Origin of the sequence: Nocardiopsis sp. NPDC101807 (genome assembly GCF_044766605.1) — a bacterium.
Taxonomy (GTDB): Bacteria; Actinomycetota; Actinomycetes; order Streptosporangiales; family Streptosporangiaceae; genus Nocardiopsis; species Nocardiopsis tropica.
This window is the reverse complement of the sequence record NZ_JBIWMK010000004.1, coordinates 199,756-215,959: the sequence shown is the minus strand read 5'-3', so window position 1 is coordinate 215,959 and position 16,204 is coordinate 199,756. Positions and strand designations below refer to the sequence as shown.

The following is a 16,204-nucleotide window of genomic DNA, read 5'->3' as shown; positions in this document are numbered from 1 at the left end:
GGAACGGATGAACGAGCATCCCGCACCCCAGGCCACCCTCCCCTCCTCGGCCGCGCCCGACGCGCCCGACGGCAACGGCGAGGACGAGGCACGCGAGGTCGGTGTGGGCCCCTGGTCCGGACCGTGGCCCGAGGGCGACCACTACGACCCCGACCTCCTGGCCGGGGGCGACCGCCGCAACGTCGTGGACCGCTACCGGTACTGGCGGCGCGAGGCGATCGTCGCGGACCTCGACACCGTCCGCCACCCCTTCCACGTCGCGGTGGAGAACTGGTCGCACGACTTCAACATCGGCTCGGTCGTACGCACCGCCAACGCGTTCGGGTGCGCGGCGGTCCACATCGTCGGCCGCCGCCGCTGGAACAAGCGGGGGGCGATGGTCACCGACCGCTACCAGCACGTCCACCACCACCCCGACACGGACGCCCTGGTGGCGTGGGCCGAGGAGCGCGGACTCCCCCTGATCGGGATCGACAACCTGCCGGGCGCGGTGCCGCTGGAGACCTACCCGCTGCCGAGGGACGCCGTCCTGGTGTTCGGGCAGGAGGGCCCGGGGCTGTCCGAGGAGGTGCGGAAGGTGTGCCGGGCGGTGCTGTCGATCGCCCAGTTCGGTTCGACGCGGTCGATCAACGCCGGCGCGGCGGCCGCGATCGCGATGCACGCCTGGGTGCGGGCCCACGTCTTCGACCAGCCGGTGTCCGGACAGGTCTGCGCCACACCCGCCGAGGCGCTGCCGTGATGGTTCCGTGATCTACCATGTGCGTGAGGCCGCCCCCTACCAGAGAGCAGTGCGCATGAGTCCGACCGTCACCTCCGCAGCCCGTCCCGCCACCATGGACGACGTCGCCGGCATCGCCCGGGTCCTGAGCAGATCCGCCCACGAGGACCCGTTCTTCCGCTGGCTGTTCCCCGACGACGAACTCCGCATCGCCAAGACGCGGCGCTTCTTCGCCCTGACCGCCGGGTTCGGCTACGTCCCCGCCGGCGGCACCCGGGTCGCCGAGACCGTGGACGGCACGGAGTCCGCACCGGTGGTGCGGGGAGCGGCCCTGTGGGCGCCGCCCGAGGCCAACCCCGAGGGCCAGCTGGTCTCGCTGCGCACCTGGCCCCACTGGGGCCCGCTGATCGGCCGGGCGCGCCTCACCGCGTTCGTGCGGGTGTTCGCGGAGTGGAAGCTGGCCGCTCCTCAGGAACCCCACCTGTACCTGGCCACCCTGGGCGTGGATCCCGTGGTGTCGGGCACCGGTGTGGCGGGCGGCCTCCTCTCCGACGGCCTGGACCGGGCGGACTCCGCAGGGCTCCCCGTGTTCACCCAGACCCTCGATGACAAGACCGTCGGCTTCTACGAGCGGTTCGGCTTCCGTGTGTCCCGCGAGGTGGAGAGCCCGGACGCGGGCGCCCACTACTACCTGATCCGCGACCCCTCCTGAGCCTCCGCGGGGCTGGAGGGGGAGCCGTGCGCGGGACCCGCGGGGCGGCCTGGGGCCTTCCTCGGAAAACGCCGCACCCGGGATGTTCGCGCGATCTACCATGAGCGGTGACCGGAGTCCCGTGAGAGGGAAGAGGCACCCCCGTGAGCCCCACGGCAGCCGCGGCGCGGACCCTTCGCACCGCGAACATGAACGACGTCCCCGGCGTGGCCCGGCTCCTGGGGCGCGCCTTCCACGAGGACCCGTTCTTCCGCTGGTTCTTCCCGACCGAGGACCGGCGCATGGCGCGGACCGCGCGGGCCTGCGCGCTCCTGGCCGGGTTCGGCTACGTCCCGAGCGGCTACACCACGGTGGCCGAGTGCCGTGAGGACTCCGTGCGCGGCCCGGTGGTGCGGGGAGCGGCCCTGTGGGCGCCGCCCGGCGCGGCGCCCGAGGGGTTCGCGGTGACGCTGCGGTCGCTGCCGCACTGGTCCCGCCTGGTCGGCCTCTCCCGGATCCCCGAGATCGCGCGGTACACGGGTGAACTGCGCGCGGTCGTCCCCGAGGAACCGCACTGGTACCTGGCGCTGCTGGGCACCGACCCCGGGGCCCGCGGGACGGGTGTGGGCTCGCAGCTGCTGCGCGCCGGCCTGGCGAGGGCCGACGCGGACGGCGTGCCCGTCCACCTGGACACGACCAACCCCGCGAACCTCGGCTACTACGAGCGGTACGGGTTCCAGGTGGTGCGGGTGGTCAGCGACCCGCGGGCCCCCTCGGCGTACTGCATGGTCCGCCCGCCTGCGGCCTGACGGGGAGCCGGCGCCCCCTCGCCCCCTTCCCGGGCTGACAGGATGGCCGGGTGAACATCCGAGGCGTCTCGTACCACAGCGACCACCTTCCGGCCGGTGCGGCCGAGCGCGACATGCGCACCGTGCGGGAGGACCTGCGCTGCACGGCCGTGATGCTGGTCGGCGACGACGTCGGACGGCTGGAATCGGTGGCCCGGGCCGCCCTGGCCGTCGGCCTCGACGTGTGGGTGCGCCCCCGGTACGACGGCCGGACGCCCTCGGACCTGGTCGTCCGTCTCGCCGCCGTGGCGGACATGGCCGAGGGGCTGCGCGCGGCCCGGCCGGGCCGGGTCACCCTGATGGTCGGCACCGAGTTCTCGCTGACCGTCCCCGGGCTGCTCCCCGGCCCCGGCGAGTTCTCCCGGCTCCAGATCATCAGGCGCCCCCGGCTGCTCAGACTCTTCTCCCGGCGCCTGAACCGCAGGCTCCACACCCTGCTCGCCGCCACCGCCGCGGTGGCGCGCGAGCGTTTCCACGGCCCCCTCACCTACGGCGCCGCGGGGTGGGAGCGGGTGGACTGGTCGGTGTTCGACGTCGCCGGGACGAACCTGTACCGGGCGGGGACCGACGACGCCGCCTACGCGGAGGCCCTCGACGCCCGCATGCACGAGGCCGGGCGCCCGTTCGTGGTCACCGAGTTCGGGTGCGGCGCGTACGAGGGCGCCGACCTGCGGGGCGCGGGCTCCTTCTTCGCCGTGAACTGGTTCGCCGACCCGCCGCGCCTGCGCCGGGGCACGGTGCGGGACGAGGGCGTCCAGGCGCGCTACCTCGCCGAGCTGCTCGACCTGTACGAGGACCGGGGTGTGGAGGGGGCCTTCGTGTTCACGTTCGCCATGCCCGGGTTCCCGCACAGCGAGGACCCGGAGTTCGACCTGGACACGGCGGGGTTCGGCCTCGTACGGACCCCCGCCGACGACCCGGCGGCGTGGACGCCGAAGGAGGCCTTCCACGCGGTGGCGCGCCACTACCGCGCCCAGGAGGCCGGATCCCGGTAGTACCGCTCATCGGTACCACCCCTGGGTACCGTGTCCCCATGAACATGAACCCGCGCCTCCCGGAGGACGTGCACGCCCGCATCGAGGAGGCGGCCGAGGAGGACGGCACCGGTGTGGACCCCGAGGTCGTGACCGCCGTCGGGGAGTGTCCGGCACGCCGCCGGACCGAGAGGGTGCGCCGGCACGCCCTGGACATCGCGCAGGAGGACGCCGAACTCCTGGCGAGGCTGGCCGAGTGACGCACTGCCTCACGAGGGCCGACGTCACCGTGATCGTGGGGGTGGACGTTCCGGAGATCGCGGAGCGGCTGAGGAAGCTCCTGACCCCCCGGCGGTGACCCGCGCACGGGGACGGGGCCGCACCCCCCGGAAGGGGTGCGGCCCCGTGGGACCGGACCGGGGTACGCCCCCGGCAGAGGTCGTGCCTAGCCGATGCCCTTGCTGAGCGAGCCCAGCAGGTCGCGGTTGAGCTGCGAGATGGTGTCCAGCGGGATGCCCTTGGGGCAGACCGCGGCGCACTCACCGATGTTGGTGCAGCCGCCGAAGTCCTCCTCGTCCTGCTGGTTGATCATCTTCACCACGCGCGACGCCCGCTCCGGCTGTCCCTGCGGGAGCATGCCGAGGTGGGTGACCTTCGCCGCGGTGAACAGCATGCTGGACGCGTTCGGGCACGCCGCCACGCAGGCGCCGCAGCCGATGCAGGTCGCGGCGTCGAAGGCGCGGTCCGCGTCCGGCTTCGGGATCGGGTTGGCGTGGGCGTCCGGCGCGGTACCCGTCGGGGCGCTGATGAAGCCGCCCGCCTGGATGATGCGGTCGAACGCGCCCCGGTCGACGACCAGGTCCTTGACGACCGGGAAGGCCGAGGCCCGCCACGGCTCGACCGTGATGGTGTCGCCGTCCTTGAAGCTGCGCATGTGCAGCTGGCAGGTGGTGGTGCGCTCGGGACCGTGGGCCTCGCCGTCGATCACGACGCCGCAGGCGCCGCAGATGCCCTCGCGGCAGTCGTGGTCGAACGCGACCGGGTCCTCGTTCTCCAGCGTGAGCTTCTCGTTGAGGACGTCGAGCATCTCCAGGAAGGACATGTCCGGCGAGACGTCGGTGAGCTTGTAGGTGACCATGCGACCCTCGTCGTCACGGCCCTTCTGTCGCCACACGCGCAGGGTGATGTTCACTTGTAGCTCCGCTGCTTCATCTCGACGTACTCGTACTCCAGGTCTTCCTTGTGGAGCACGGGCTTGCTGTCCACGCCACCGAACTCCCAGGCCGCGACGTAGGCGAACTCGTCGTCGTGACGCAGGGCCTCCCCGTCCTCGGTCTGGCTCTCGGAGCGGAAGTGACCGCCGCAGGACTCGCGCCGGTGCAGGGCGTCGATGCACATGAGCTCGCCCAGCTCCAGGAAGTCGGCCACGCGGTTGGCCTTCTCCAGAGCCTGGTTGAACTCCTCGTTGGTGCCGAGCACCTTGACGTCGCGCCAGAACTCGGCGCGCAGCTCGCGGATGAGCTCGATGGCCTTGCGCAGGCCCTCCTCGTTGCGCTCCATGCCGCAGTAGTCCCACATGATGTGGCCGAGCTCCTTGTGGAAGGAGTCGACGGTGCGGGAGCCGTTGATGGAGAGCAGCTTGTCGATCCGCGCGGTGACGTCCGCCTTGGCCGCCACGGCCTCGGGGTGGGTCTCGTCGAGCGGCTCGAAGGGGCCGGCCGCGAGGTAGTCGTTGATGGTGTTCGGCAGGACGAAGTAGCCGTCCGCCAGCCCCTGCATCAGCGCGCTCGCGCCCAGGCGGTTGGCGCCGTGGTCGGAGAAGTTGGCCTCACCCGTCACGAACAGGCCCGGGATGGTGCTCTGGAGGTCGTAGTCGACCCACAGCCCGCCCATGGTGTAGTGGACGGCCGGGTAGATGCGCATCGGGACCTCGTACGGGTTCTCCCCGGTGATGCGCTGGTACATGTCGAAGAGGTTGCCGTACTTGGCCTCGACCGCGTCGCGTCCCAGGCGCTCGATGGCGTCCGCGAAGTCCAGGTACACGCCCAGCCCGCCGGGGCCGACGCCGCGGCCCTCGTCGCAGACGTTCTTGGCGGCGCGCGACGCGATGTCGCGGGGCACCAGGTTGCCGAAGGCCGGGTAGATGCGCTCCAGGTAGTAGTCGCGCTCCCCCTCGGGGATCTGGCGCGGGTCCCGGTCGTCACCGCCCACCTTGGGCACCCAGATGCGGCCGTCGTTGCGCAGCGACTCGCTCATCAGGGTCAGCTTGGACTGGTAGTCGCCGCTGACCGGGATGCAGGTCGGGTGGATCTGCGTGTAGCAGGGGTTCGCGAAGTGCGCGCCCTTGCGGTGGGCCCGCCACGCGGCGGTGACGTTGGAGCCCATGGCGTTGGTCGACAGGAAGAAGACGTTGCCGTAGCCGCCGGTGGCCAGGACCACCGCGTCGGCGAAGTGCGTCTCGATCTCGCCGGTGACCATGTCGCGGGCGATGATGCCGCGCGCCTTGCCGTCCACGACGATGACTTCCAGCATCTCGTGGCGGGTGTTCATCTTGACGGTGCCCGCCGCGATCTGGCGCTCCTGGGCCTGGTAGGCGCCGATGAGGAGCTGCTGGCCCGTCTGGCCGCGCGCGTAGAAGGTGCGGGACACCTGCACGCCGCCGAAGGAGCGGTTGTCCAGGAGGCCGCCGTACTCGCGGGCGAAGGGAACGCCCTGGGCGACGCACTGGTCGATGATCTCGACGCTGGTCTGCGCCAGGCGGTAGACGTTCGACTCGCGGGAGCGGAAGTCACCGCCCTTGACCGTGTCGTAGAACAGCCGGTAGATGCTGTCGCCGTCGTTGCGGTAGTTCTTCGCGGCGTTGATGCCGCCCTGCGCGGCGATGGAGTGCGCGCGCCGGGGGCTGTCCTGGTAGCAGAACGAGGTGACCTTGTAGCCCGCCTCGCCCAGGGTCGCCGCCGCGGACGCGCCGGCGAGGCCGGTGCCGACGATGATCACGGAGAGCTTGCGCCGGTTCGCGGGGTTGACCAGCTTGGCGCCGAAGCGGCGCTTGTCCCAGCGCTCGTTGATCGGGCCTTCGGGGGCCTTCTCGTCCCGGATCGGGGCGCCCTCGATGTACAGGTCGTTCTCAGACAATTAACTCACCAGTCCAAAGGTGACCGCCAGGGGCGGGAGCAGGAAGCCGACGGTCACGACCACGGCGATCGCCATGGCGACCGCGTTGATCTTGCCCTGGCGGCTGGCCTTGTTGAAGCCGAGCGTGGCCATCCCGCTCCACACACCGTGACGCAGGTGGAAACCGACCGCGATCACGGAGGCGAGGTAGAACAGCGTCACGTACCAGAACTCCGGCTGGAAGCCGTTCACGAGCCGCTCGTACGGGCTGTCCGACTTGCCGCCGGGAGCGATGACGTTCGCCGTCAGGTGCAGGATGTGGAAGATCACGAAGAGCGCGATGAGGATGCCGCCGTAGCGCATGGTGTACGAGGCGTAGGTGCGCTGCACCCGCTTCTTCACCTGGTAACGGTCGGTGCGGGCCTTGCGCGCGCGCATCGTGAGGACCGCTGCGGAGTAGATGTGGATGAGAACGCTCGCCAGCAGGACAACGCGCGCGATCCACAGGAAGCCGCTCTCGGGCAGGAGCGGGTAGCCGAGCTCACGGAGGCCGTGCGCGTAGCCGTCGAAGGCCTCCTGGCCCGAGAAGACTTTCAGGTTGCCGTACATGTGCGCGATCAGGTACAGCACGAGGATCACGCCGGTGACCGCCATCGCGGACTTGAGCGCCACCGTGGACCTGTAGGCCGTAGATCGCTTCTTGGTCAAGGTACTGTTCGCCACAGCCTGCCACTTTAATTTCGGGTTAACTCGGACGTCCAAGTCATCGGGACCCTGGTCTCCATAGCCTTAGGCTATGGAGCATGCAGTTCCAGCAGCTGGCTTACTTCGTCGCCGTGGCCCGCACCCGCCATTTCACCCGCGCAGCCGAGCTTTCACGCGTCGCCCAGCCGAGCTTGAGCAAACAGATCCGCAGCCTTGAGCGGGAGTTGGGCGCGCCGTTATTCAGTCGTGCCCGGGGAAACATCACACTCACCCCGGCGGGCGAGGCACTGCTCCCGCTGGCCCAGCGCATGCTCACCGACCTGGAGACGGCCCGTCGGGAGGTGGCCGAACTGGCCGGGGTGCGTCGCGGGCGGGTCCGCCTCGGGGCGACCCCCTCGCTGTGCGCGGGACTGCTGGCCGATGTCCTCGCCCACTTCCATACCCGCTTCCCCGGGATCGAACTCCGGGTGGAGGAGAGCGGTTCGCGCGACCTCATCCGGGACCTGGGGCGGGGCGAGCTGGACCTGGCGCTGATCATCCTCCCCCTCCAGAGCAGCGACCCCGACTTCTCGACCACGCCGATCCTGAGGGAGAACCTCGTCGTGGTGAGCCCGATGTCGCAGCCCTCCCCCAACGGAAGGGCGTCGATCCGGATCACCGAGCTCCGGGAGCGGGCGCTGGTGATGTTCCGGCGCGGGTACGACGTGCGCGAGGCCACGCTGCGCGCCTGCCGGGCCGCCGGCTTCGAGCCCGACCTGGCGGTGGAGGGCGGGGAGATGGACGCCGTGCTGCGCTTCGTGGAGGCGGGGCTGGGTCTGGCCGTCGTGCCGAGCATGGTGCTCAAGAACAGGCCGGGTCTGCGCGGGACGCCGCTGGCCCGGCCCCGCCTGCTCCGTACCGTGGCCCTGGCGCGGCGCAAGGACGTGGAGCCCTCGCACTCGGCGGACGCCTTCCGCCGGCACCTCAACGAGTACCTGCTGGGGATGACGAAGGAGGACCTGGGCCCGGATCTGGAGGTGCTGATCTCGGACGCGGGCGCGGGCGGGCCCGAGGAAGACAGGTTCTCCGGTAGGAATACCGGAGAAATTTCCTGAGCCCCAAAACACCCAGGGGACAAACCCGCCCCCTATCACCACTCGTTTGTCAAAAGCAACGAACATGACACTCGGGATGTTCGTCGGCTTTTAGTGACAAAGGGCCACAAATGAATGACTAAAAGTGGCCTAATTCACACTCGCCTCCCAGGGGTTTCTCCACAGCCGGGACGTGACCGTGATCACAACGTCCTAACGTTGCGTTGCAGACCGGTCCTACAGCTTCTCCCGCAGCCGTGCAGCACTCACGGAGAGCGGTCACCGCCCGGGCCCGGGGTCCCGCACCCCGGTCGCCGCCCGGCCGGCGCCCTCTCCACAGGAGGTGGAGACCTCGGTGACCCCCGACGACAGCGCGCGCACCGGAGCCGTCCGGGCGCGCATCCCCCGACGAACCCTGCGGACCGACCGATGGTGGCTCGGCCCGGTCCTCACGACGGCGGGCCTGGCCGCCTTCGTGGTCTACGCCACCCTCCGGGTGTTCCAGCAGGACCACTACTGGGTGGCGGAGCACCACTACCTGACCCCGTTCTACTCGCCGTGCCTGGCACAGCAGTGCGCGCCCGAGGCCGCGCTGTTCGGGCGGCTCCCCTTCGAGTTCCCCCCGCTCGTCCCCTACGCCCTGCTCAGCCTGCCCTTCCTGCTGCTGTTCCGGGTGACCTGCTACTACTACCGCAAGGCCTACTACCGCTCGATCTGGCAGGCGCCCACCGCGTGCGCCGTACGCGAGCCGCACAGCCGGTACACGGGTGAGACCCGACCGCTGATGCTCCCCCAGAACGGCCACCGCTACTTCTTCTACGTCGCCCTCGCCATCACCCTGGTCAACACGTGGGACACGGCGGTCGCCTTCCTCCACGGGACCGACGGCGGCTTCGGCATCGGGCTCGGCAACCTCGTCATGGTCCTCAACGTGCTGATGCTCTGGGGCTACACGCTCAGCTGCCACTCCTGCCGCCACATCATGGGCGGGCGCCTGCGCAGCTTCGGCCGGCACCCCGTCCGCTACTGGATGTGGAGCCGCGTCTCGACCCTCAACGACCGGCACATGTACTTCGGCTGGTTCAGCATCGCGTCCCTGATGGCCACCGACGCCTACATCGCCCTGGTGGCCGGCGGCGCCATCACCGACCTGCGGATCCTCAACTGAGCCCCGGGGAGGGCCGTCCCCTGGAAAGGCACACCCACATGCCCCCCACAGCAGACGCCGGCATCACCCGGTACACCTACGACGTCGTGGTGATCGGCGCGGGCGGAGCCGGGCTCCGCGCCGCGATCGCCGCCCGCGAGCAGGGCAAGCGCACCGCGGTCATCTCCAAGTCGCTGTTCGGCAAGGCGCACACGGTGATGGCCGAGGGCGGAGCCGCCGCCGCGCTGGGCAACGCCAACCCCTCCGACGCGTGGCGCGTGCACTTCCGCGACACCATCCGCGGCGGCAAGTTCCTCAACGACCCGAGGATGGCCGAGCTCCACGCCCGCGAGGCCCCGGAGCGCATCCTCGAACTGGAGCACTGGGGCGCGCTGTTCGACCGCACCGCGGACGGGAGGATCAGCCAGCGCAACTTCGGCGGCCACGAGTACCCGCGGCTGGCGCACGTGGGCGACCGCACCGGGCTGGAGATGATCCGGACCCTCCAGCAGCGGATCGTCGCCCTCCAGCAGGCCGACGCCGCCGAGCTGGGCGACCCCGAGGCCCGTCTGCGGGTGTTCGCCGAGACCGCCGTCACCGAGCTCGTCACCGACGGCGGGAGGATCGCGGGCGCGTTCGGCTACCGGCGGGCGGACGGCGGGTTCGTGGTCTTCGAGGCCCCCGCGGTCGTCCTGGCCACCGGCGGCATCGGCAAGGCGTTCCGGACCACGTCGAACTCCTGGGAGTACACCGGGGACGGGCACGCCCTGGCCCTGCGGGCCGGGGCCTCGCTCATCAACATGGAGTTCGTCCAGTTCCACCCCACCGGCATGGTCTGGCCGCCCTCGGTCAAGGGCATCCTCGTCACGGAGTCGGTGCGCGGCGACGGCGGCGTGCTCCGCAACTCCGAGGGCAGGCGCTTCATGTTCGACTACGTGCCTGACGTGTTCCGCTCCCAGTACGCCGAGACGGAGTCGGAGGCGGACGGCTGGTACGACGACCCGGAGAACCACCGCAGGCCCCCCGAGCTGCTGCCCCGCGACGAGGTGGCGAGGGCCATCAACAACGAGGTCAAGGAGGGGCGCGGCTCCCCGCACGGAGGCGTGTTCCTGGACGTGTCCACGCGGCTCCCGGCCGAGGAGATCCGCAAACGGCTGCCGTCCATGCACCACCAGTTCAAGGAGCTGGCGGACGTGGACATCACCGCCGAGCCCATGGAGGTGGGCCCCACCTGCCACTACGTGATGGGCGGGGTGCGGGTGGACGCCGACACCGCCGCCTCCGACGTGCCGGGGCTGTACGCCGCCGGCGAGGTCGCCGGGGGCATGCACGGCTCCAACCGGCTCGGCGGCAACTCCCTGTCGGACCTGGTGGTGTTCGGCCGCCGCGCCGGCCTGGCCGCCGCCGCGTACGCGGACGGACCGGACGGCGGGGCGGTTCCGAGGGGGGCGGTGGACCGGGTCGCCGCCGAGTCGGCCCGGTACGCCCTGGAGTTCCTCAAGCAGGGCGGCGGCGAGAACCCCTATGCGCTCCACGCCGAACTCCAGGACACCATGAACGACCTGGTGGGGATCATCCGGCGCGGGCCGGAGATGGCGGAGGCCGTCGCCAGGCTGGACTCCCTGGCGGAGCGGTCGTCCATGCTCAGCGCCCCCGGGGACCGCGTCTACAACCCGGGCTGGCACCTGGCGCTCGCCCTTCCCAACATGATCCTGGTGTCGCGGGCGATCACCGCGGCCGCCCTGGCGCGCGAGGAGTCGCGCGGCGGGCACACACGGGACGACTTCCCGGCCATGTCCGCGGAGTGGCGGCGGGTGAACCTGGAGGTGCGGGCGGACCGGGCCGACCGGGTGACCCTGGCCCGGCGCCCGGTCGCGGACATCCCGGCCGCGCTCCTCGCCCTCTTCGAGCGCGAGGAGCTGTCCAAGTACCTGACGGAGGAGGAGCTGCCCGAGGAGGGCGGGGCGGGTGGAGCGCACCCCGCGGACGACACGGCGCACGGCGCCGCCGAGGAGGACGGGTCATGAGCGAGCGCGTGTTCAGGGTGTGGCGGGGTTCCGGCGAGGGCGGGCTCGCCGAATACCGGGTCGAGGTCAACGAGGGCGAGGTGGTGCTGGACGTCCTGCACCGGCTCCAGGCCACGCAGACCCCGGACCTCGCGGTCCGGTGGAACTGCAAGGCGGGCAAGTGCGGTTCGTGCTCGGTGGAGATCAACGGGCGGCCGAGGCTCTCGTGCATGACCCGGATGAGCGTCTTCGACGAGGACGAGGTGGTGACGGTGACGCCGATGCGCACCTTCCCGGTGATCCGGGACCTGGTGTGCGACGTGTCGTACAACTACCGGAAGGCGATGGAGATCCCGTCGTTCGCACCGGACCCGGAGTCGGAGCCGGGCGACTTCCGCATGGCGCAGGTCGACGTGGAGCGCTCACAGGAGTTCCGCAAGTGCATCGAGTGCTTCCTGTGCAACAACGTATGCCACGTGATCCGGGACCACGAGGAGAACAAGGAGCACTTCTCGGGGCCGCGCTTCCTGATGCGCGTGGCCGAGCTGGAGATGCACCCCGAGGACACGGCCGACCGCCGCGCGATCGCACAGGACGAGTTCGGCCTGGGCTACTGCAACATCACCAAGTGCTGCACGGAGGTGTGCCCGGAGGGCATCCACATCACCGACAACGCGCTGATCCCGATGAAGGAGCGGGTCGCGGACCGCAAGTACGACCCCCTGGTGTGGCTGGGCTCGAAGATCGGGGTCCGCCCGAAGGACACCCCGATCGTCCCGAACGTGCGCCCTACGGCTGACCGGCCCCGGACGGACGGCTGACCCGCACGGCATGCGCGCGGCCGGACGCGCGCCCGTGGTCCTCGGGCCCCCGGGGGGACGCGCCCCCCGGGAGCCCGCTCGGCCCTCACCCCGGCGGGCGGGTCAGAACCCCCGGGCGGCCCAGGCGTCCAGGTGCTCGGCGGCCTCGGCGACGGTCGTGGTCTCCCCGTGGCCGGGGTGGACGACGGTCTCCCCCGGCAGGGGCGCCAGGCGGTCGCGGATGGAGGCGATGATCGTCGGGAAGTCCGAGAAGGGCTGCCCGGTGGCCCCCGGCCCGCCCGGGAAGAGCGTGTCCCCGGTGAAGACCGCGCCCAGCTCGGGCGCGTACAGGCACACCCCTCCGGGGGTGTGGCCCGGGGTGTGCAGGATCTGGAGCTCCACGCCCCCGACCAGCAGCGCCTCTCCGTCCAGCAGCGGCGCGTCCGGCTCGCGGTGGGGGTGGACGTGGTGCCACAGCTCCGCGTCGTCGGGGTGCAGCAGGATCGGGCAGTTCGCGAGGTCGGCGAGCGCGACGGCGGCGTTGACGTGGTCGCTGTGCCCGTGGGTGGACACGATGGCCATCAGCTCGCGGTCGCCGAGGCCGCGCGCGATCGCCTGGTGGTCGTGCGCGGCGTCGATGACGATCGCGCTGTCCTCGTCGCCGACGATCCACACGTTGTTCTCGACATCGAACTCGCCGCCCTCCAGGCTGAAGATGCCCGAGGTGCGCAGGCGTTGGATGGGAGGAGGCACGCTCACAGGGTTCATCACCTGACGTCTTGTGGGCCGGTACGGCGGTTCCGAGCCTATCCCTCCCGCACTCTCCGCACACGCCTGTTCGGTAAGAGGGGAGTGAGAGTCGGCGCGTCCCCGGGGCCGGGGCGGCGCGTGCCGACCGGGCGGGTCAGAGCCCCGTGGGCTCGAAGTTGCGGCGCAGCGCGTACGGCTGGATGAGGCCGAGCCCGTGCGCGTGGCGAGCCCTCACCCGGACCACCTGGAGGCCGTCCTCGTCGGTGAGGCTCTCGGCGAGGCTCTCGTCGATGAGGACGGTGCCGGGGCGGGCGAAGGAGGTCAGTCTGCTGGAGCGGTTGACGGTCGTGCCGAACACGTCGCCGTGCAGGGTCAGGACAGGCCCCGCGGCCAGGCCGACCCGCACGTCGGGCACCTCCACGTGGGTCTTGACGCCGGAGGCGAGGCGCAGGGCGATGTCGGCGGCCTCGGCCGGGGAGTCGGCCACGTAGAGCACCTCGTCGCCGAGGGTCTTGACGACGCGGCCCCCGCCGGAGGCGACGATGTCGGCCGCGGTGGCCTCGAAGCCCTCCACCACCCCGGCCAGCTCCACCTCGTCCAGCTCGCGGCTGAGCGTGGTGAAGGAGACCAGGTCCGCGAAGCCGACGACCAGCGGGTAGTAGTTGGGCACCCCGTCGGTGCCGTTGGACATCACCGCGAGGGTGCGTGCCGTGGAGGCGGAGAGCTGGCGGCGCCAGATGTGCAGCAGGAGGCGTTCGACGTCCGGCAGCAGCTCCTTGACCTGGTTCATCAGGGGGGTCGCGGAGTCCACGCCCTCCTTGTAGATGAGCGTGCTCAGGATGCTGGTCTGCCAGTCCGCGAGGCGGGCCATGGTCTGGCCCATGGCGCGGGCGAAGCGGACCACGCCCTCCTCGTCCAGGACGCCCTCCTGGAGCAGGCTGTTGGCGATCCGCAGCGACTCCACGTCGCTCTCCGCGAAGGTGACCGTCTCGTCACCCTGGTTGGGGAACCCGAGGGCGCGCCAGATGCGGCCGGCGAGTTCGGGGTCGGCACCGGCGAGCTCGATCGCCTGTTCCCTGGTGTAGACAGGTTCGCCGCCCAGGAGGGCGGCCTCGATCGCTTTCGGGTCCGGACGCGACGGCATACGTTCTCTTTCACGGATCATCCCCGGATGGCGGGGAGCAATCGCCTCGTCACCGTGCCGGGACGCGGCGCGGATCACCTCCAGCTTACGCCCGTGCCCCCTCCTCGGAAGGGGCGGGCGCGTACCGGAGGCGCATGGTCACCTCTGCGGCCCCGCCGACGGCTCCCGTCTCCGGGCGGCGTCGACCCGTCTTCGGGTCCCGGCCCGGGGCCGCTCCGGCCCCGTCGCCCGGTGCAGGAGCGTTCCCCCCTGCTCGGAGGCCGCCTGTACGGACAACGTCCCGTACCGCGGGATGCGTTCCCGGGGGACGTCGAGCTCCTCGTCGTCGGAGGGACAGCGGTCCGCGATAGCCATAACGGTGATGATGGCACAAGGCGGTCGGCCGCGGGAGTGAGCGGAAGCCTCTTGTGGACGATCCCGCCCGGAGATCCGCCGCTCCGGGCCCCGCCCGGCGGACGGGGCCGGTCAGTCGCCCGGGCGCACGTGGACGACGTCGCCCGCGCTGAGCGCGCGCTCGCCGTCCGGCCCCCGGACCAGCAGGCGCGCCTCGGAGTCCACACCCGTCGCCGTCCCCTCCAGCACCCGGCCGCCGGGCAGGTGGACCCGGACCGGGCGCCCCAGGGTGGCGCACGTGTCCCGGTAGACGGGGGCCAGGCCGCTGGCCTCGGCGTCGCCCCCGGCCGCCGCCCATACCGTGTACAGCTCCTCGAACTCCCCCAGGACGGCGGCGAGGAGCGCGCCGCGGTCCAGGGCCGCGGAGCCCTCGCCGCGCAGGGAGACGGCGTTGTCGACGGGCAGCTCGGAGCGCGACTGGGACACGTTGAGGCCGATGCCGACGACCACGGCGGGGTCCCCGGAGGAGAAGTCGACCTCCGCGAGGATGCCCGCGAGCTTGCCGTCCGACCGCGCCGGACCGGACCGCAGCCCGGCGGGGACGATCACGTCGTTGGGCCACTTCAGGGACGCCTTCACCCCGGCCAGGCGGCGCACCGCGCCGACCCCGGCCACGCCCATGAGCGGGGACAGCCAGCTGAGCGAGGAGACGGGGGTGTCGGGGCGCACCAGGAGCGACACGGTGAGGGCCGCACGCGGGGGGACGCTGAACCCTCGGCCGAGCCGGCCCTTGCCCGCGGTCTGGTGCTCGGTCACCAGCACGCTCCCGTGCGGGGCGCCGGCCGCGGCGCGCGCGGCCAGGTCGGTGTTGGTGGACCCGGTCTCGGGCAGCACCTCGATCCGCCGCCACAGGCCGCCCGGCCGGACGAGGACGGCGTCGAGCGCCTCCGTGTCGAGCGGTGGACGCGGGAAGGGGTCGGGTTCGCTGGTCATACGCCCATTACAGCAGCGCCGGAACCCGTTCCGGAAACCGGTGTGGGAAAGAAGCCCGCCGGTTAGTCTGAAACCAGCACATCGGTGATCGTGCCTCGCTACGTTCAGCTACCGGAGGTGACGCGGCAGATGAGTATCGCGGAAACGGAGACGCCCCCCGGGGCGCACTCCCACTGGGACCTCATGCTGCGCACCTGGAAGGAGTTGGACCTGCCGGACGGCTGGCGGGCCGAGATCATCGAAGGCGGGCTCTTTCTCGTGGCACCCCCTACGGTCGAACACGCCCATATCGTCTCGCTGATCCAGCGAGAGCTCTATCGCGAGTTCCTCCGTGACGGAGGCGGGCTGTCAGAGGCCAGCGTGCACCAGACCCTCGATGTCCGCGTGCCTCTGCGCACCGGTGTCTACGTCCCCGACCTGGTGGTTCTTCCCTACTCCGCCATGGAGTACGAACCCGAGGCCATGATGTCCGACGCCCTGCTGGTGGTCGAGGTGACCTCCAGGAGCACCGCCGACCGGGACCGCAGACCCAAGCTCTGGGGTTGCGCCCACGCCGGCATCCCCCTGTACCTGCTCGTGGACCGCTGGGACCCGGAGACGGACAGGGGCGAGGTCACCCTCTTCTCCGGACCGGAGAACGGTGTGTACACCAGCGCGACCAAGGTGCCGTTCGGCAAGGAGATCCACCTCCCCGCGCCGTTCGACCTGACGCTGGACACCGGCGGCTTCCCCGCCTGACGCACCGCGCCCGGCCCCGTGACGACCGGCGGCGGGCCCCCCCCCCCCCCCCCCCCCGGGGGCCCCCCCCGGGGGCCCCCCCGGGGGGGCCCCCCGGGGGGGGGGGGGGCGCGGGGGGCCCGCCCCCCCCGCCCCACCGCCGTCGGGGCACGCCGGCGCCGTCGGGGACG

General features: G+C 71.5%; 17 protein-coding genes. 10 read left to right on the top strand and 7 right to left on the bottom strand.

Annotation, left to right across the window (positions count from 1 at the left end):
* The first annotated feature begins 7 nt into the window (after positions 1-7).
* The 5 genes from ACIRPH_RS13905 to ACIRPH_RS13885 all read left to right on the top strand — a co-directional run bounded on the left by ACIRPH_RS13905 (position 8) and on the right by ACIRPH_RS13885 (position 3,491).
* Entirely contained in the window at positions 8-739 is a 732-nt protein-coding gene (locus ACIRPH_RS13905; protein ID WP_402913773.1) for a TrmH family RNA methyltransferase, read from the top strand.
* A 55-nt stretch (positions 740-794) separates the two neighbouring features.
* The gene (locus ACIRPH_RS13900; protein WP_402913771.1) at positions 795-1,430 is read left to right on the top strand and encodes a GNAT family N-acetyltransferase; all 636 of its coding nucleotides are present in this window, start codon (positions 795-797) and stop codon (positions 1,428-1,430) included.
* 143 nt (positions 1,431-1,573) lie between these two features.
* Positions 1,574-2,218: a GNAT family N-acetyltransferase gene (locus ACIRPH_RS13895; protein ID WP_402913768.1), complete on the top strand. Its 645-nt coding sequence runs from the start codon at positions 1,574-1,576 to the stop codon at positions 2,216-2,218.
* 50 nt (positions 2,219-2,268) lie between these two features.
* Positions 2,269-3,252 carry a hypothetical protein gene (locus tag ACIRPH_RS13890; RefSeq protein ID WP_402913766.1) on the top strand — a complete coding sequence of 328 codons (984 nt, stop codon included), beginning with the start codon at positions 2,269-2,271 and terminating at the stop codon, positions 3,250-3,252.
* Between the two features lie 38 nt (positions 3,253-3,290).
* Positions 3,291-3,491, top strand: a complete 201-nt coding sequence (locus tag ACIRPH_RS13885) for a CopG family transcriptional regulator (protein WP_402913763.1) — start codon at positions 3,291-3,293, stop codon at positions 3,489-3,491.
* A gap of 185 nt (positions 3,492-3,676) precedes the next feature.
* On the opposite strand, the gene ACIRPH_RS13880 is transcribed toward ACIRPH_RS13885, so the two are convergent.
* Genes ACIRPH_RS13880 through ACIRPH_RS13870 form a run of 3 tightly spaced genes read right to left on the bottom strand, consistent with a single transcriptional unit; the run spans position 3,677 to position 7,017 of the window.
* Entirely contained in the window at positions 3,677-4,423 is a 747-nt protein-coding gene (locus ACIRPH_RS13880) for a succinate dehydrogenase/fumarate reductase iron-sulfur subunit (RefSeq protein WP_402913761.1), read from the bottom strand.
* Positions 4,420-6,366, bottom strand: coding sequence for a fumarate reductase/succinate dehydrogenase flavoprotein subunit (locus ACIRPH_RS13875; RefSeq protein ID WP_402913758.1), 1,947 nt, complete (start codon positions 6,364-6,366; stop codon positions 4,420-4,422). Before ACIRPH_RS13875 ends, ACIRPH_RS13880 begins: the two co-directional genes overlap by 4 nt.
* On the bottom strand, positions 6,367-7,017 hold the full coding sequence (locus ACIRPH_RS13870; RefSeq protein ID WP_402914779.1) for a succinate dehydrogenase cytochrome b subunit: 651 nt from the start codon (positions 7,015-7,017) through the stop codon (positions 6,367-6,369).
* A 131-nt stretch (positions 7,018-7,148) separates the two neighbouring features.
* Between ACIRPH_RS13870 and ACIRPH_RS13865 the strand changes: the two genes are divergently transcribed.
* The 4 genes from ACIRPH_RS13865 to ACIRPH_RS13850 all read left to right on the top strand — a co-directional run bounded on the left by ACIRPH_RS13865 (position 7,149) and on the right by ACIRPH_RS13850 (position 12,097).
* Positions 7,149-8,144, top strand: a complete 996-nt coding sequence (locus ACIRPH_RS13865; RefSeq protein ID WP_402913755.1) for a LysR family transcriptional regulator — start codon at positions 7,149-7,151, stop codon at positions 8,142-8,144.
* A gap of 334 nt (positions 8,145-8,478) precedes the next feature.
* The gene (locus ACIRPH_RS13860) at positions 8,479-9,291 is read left to right on the top strand and encodes a hypothetical protein (RefSeq protein WP_402913752.1); all 813 of its coding nucleotides are present in this window, start codon (positions 8,479-8,481) and stop codon (positions 9,289-9,291) included.
* Positions 9,292-9,329: 38 nt separating this feature from the next.
* Positions 9,330-11,297 carry a fumarate reductase/succinate dehydrogenase flavoprotein subunit gene (locus ACIRPH_RS13855; protein ID WP_402913749.1) on the top strand — a complete coding sequence of 656 codons (1,968 nt, stop codon included), beginning with the start codon at positions 9,330-9,332 and terminating at the stop codon, positions 11,295-11,297.
* The gene (locus tag ACIRPH_RS13850) at positions 11,294-12,097 is read left to right on the top strand and encodes a succinate dehydrogenase/fumarate reductase iron-sulfur subunit (RefSeq protein ID WP_402913746.1); all 804 of its coding nucleotides are present in this window, start codon (positions 11,294-11,296) and stop codon (positions 12,095-12,097) included. The genes ACIRPH_RS13855 and ACIRPH_RS13850 overlap by 4 nt, the downstream gene beginning before the upstream one ends.
* Before the next feature lie 102 nt (positions 12,098-12,199).
* Here the strand turns inward: ACIRPH_RS13850 and ACIRPH_RS13845 are convergent, their stop codons facing one another.
* The 4 genes from ACIRPH_RS13845 to ACIRPH_RS13830 form a co-directional block, all read right to left on the bottom strand.
* The gene (locus tag ACIRPH_RS13845) at positions 12,200-12,844 is read right to left on the bottom strand and encodes an MBL fold metallo-hydrolase (RefSeq protein WP_402913743.1); all 645 of its coding nucleotides are present in this window, start codon (positions 12,842-12,844) and stop codon (positions 12,200-12,202) included.
* A 136-nt stretch (positions 12,845-12,980) separates the two neighbouring features.
* Entirely contained in the window at positions 12,981-13,970 is a 990-nt protein-coding gene (locus tag ACIRPH_RS13840; RefSeq protein WP_402913739.1) for an adenylate/guanylate cyclase domain-containing protein, read from the bottom strand.
* A 138-nt stretch (positions 13,971-14,108) separates the two neighbouring features.
* On the bottom strand, positions 14,109-14,324 hold the full coding sequence (locus ACIRPH_RS13835; RefSeq protein WP_402913736.1) for a hypothetical protein: 216 nt from the start codon (positions 14,322-14,324) through the stop codon (positions 14,109-14,111).
* 111 nt (positions 14,325-14,435) lie between these two features.
* Positions 14,436-15,296, bottom strand: coding sequence for a biotin--[acetyl-CoA-carboxylase] ligase (locus tag ACIRPH_RS13830; protein WP_402913733.1), 861 nt, complete (start codon positions 15,294-15,296; stop codon positions 14,436-14,438).
* Positions 15,297-15,425: 129 nt separating this feature from the next.
* Between ACIRPH_RS13830 and ACIRPH_RS13825 the strand changes: the two genes are divergently transcribed.
* The gene (locus ACIRPH_RS13825) at positions 15,426-16,034 is read left to right on the top strand and encodes a Uma2 family endonuclease (RefSeq protein ID WP_402913730.1); all 609 of its coding nucleotides are present in this window, start codon (positions 15,426-15,428) and stop codon (positions 16,032-16,034) included.
* The last annotated feature ends 170 nt before the right edge of the window (positions 16,035-16,204 follow it).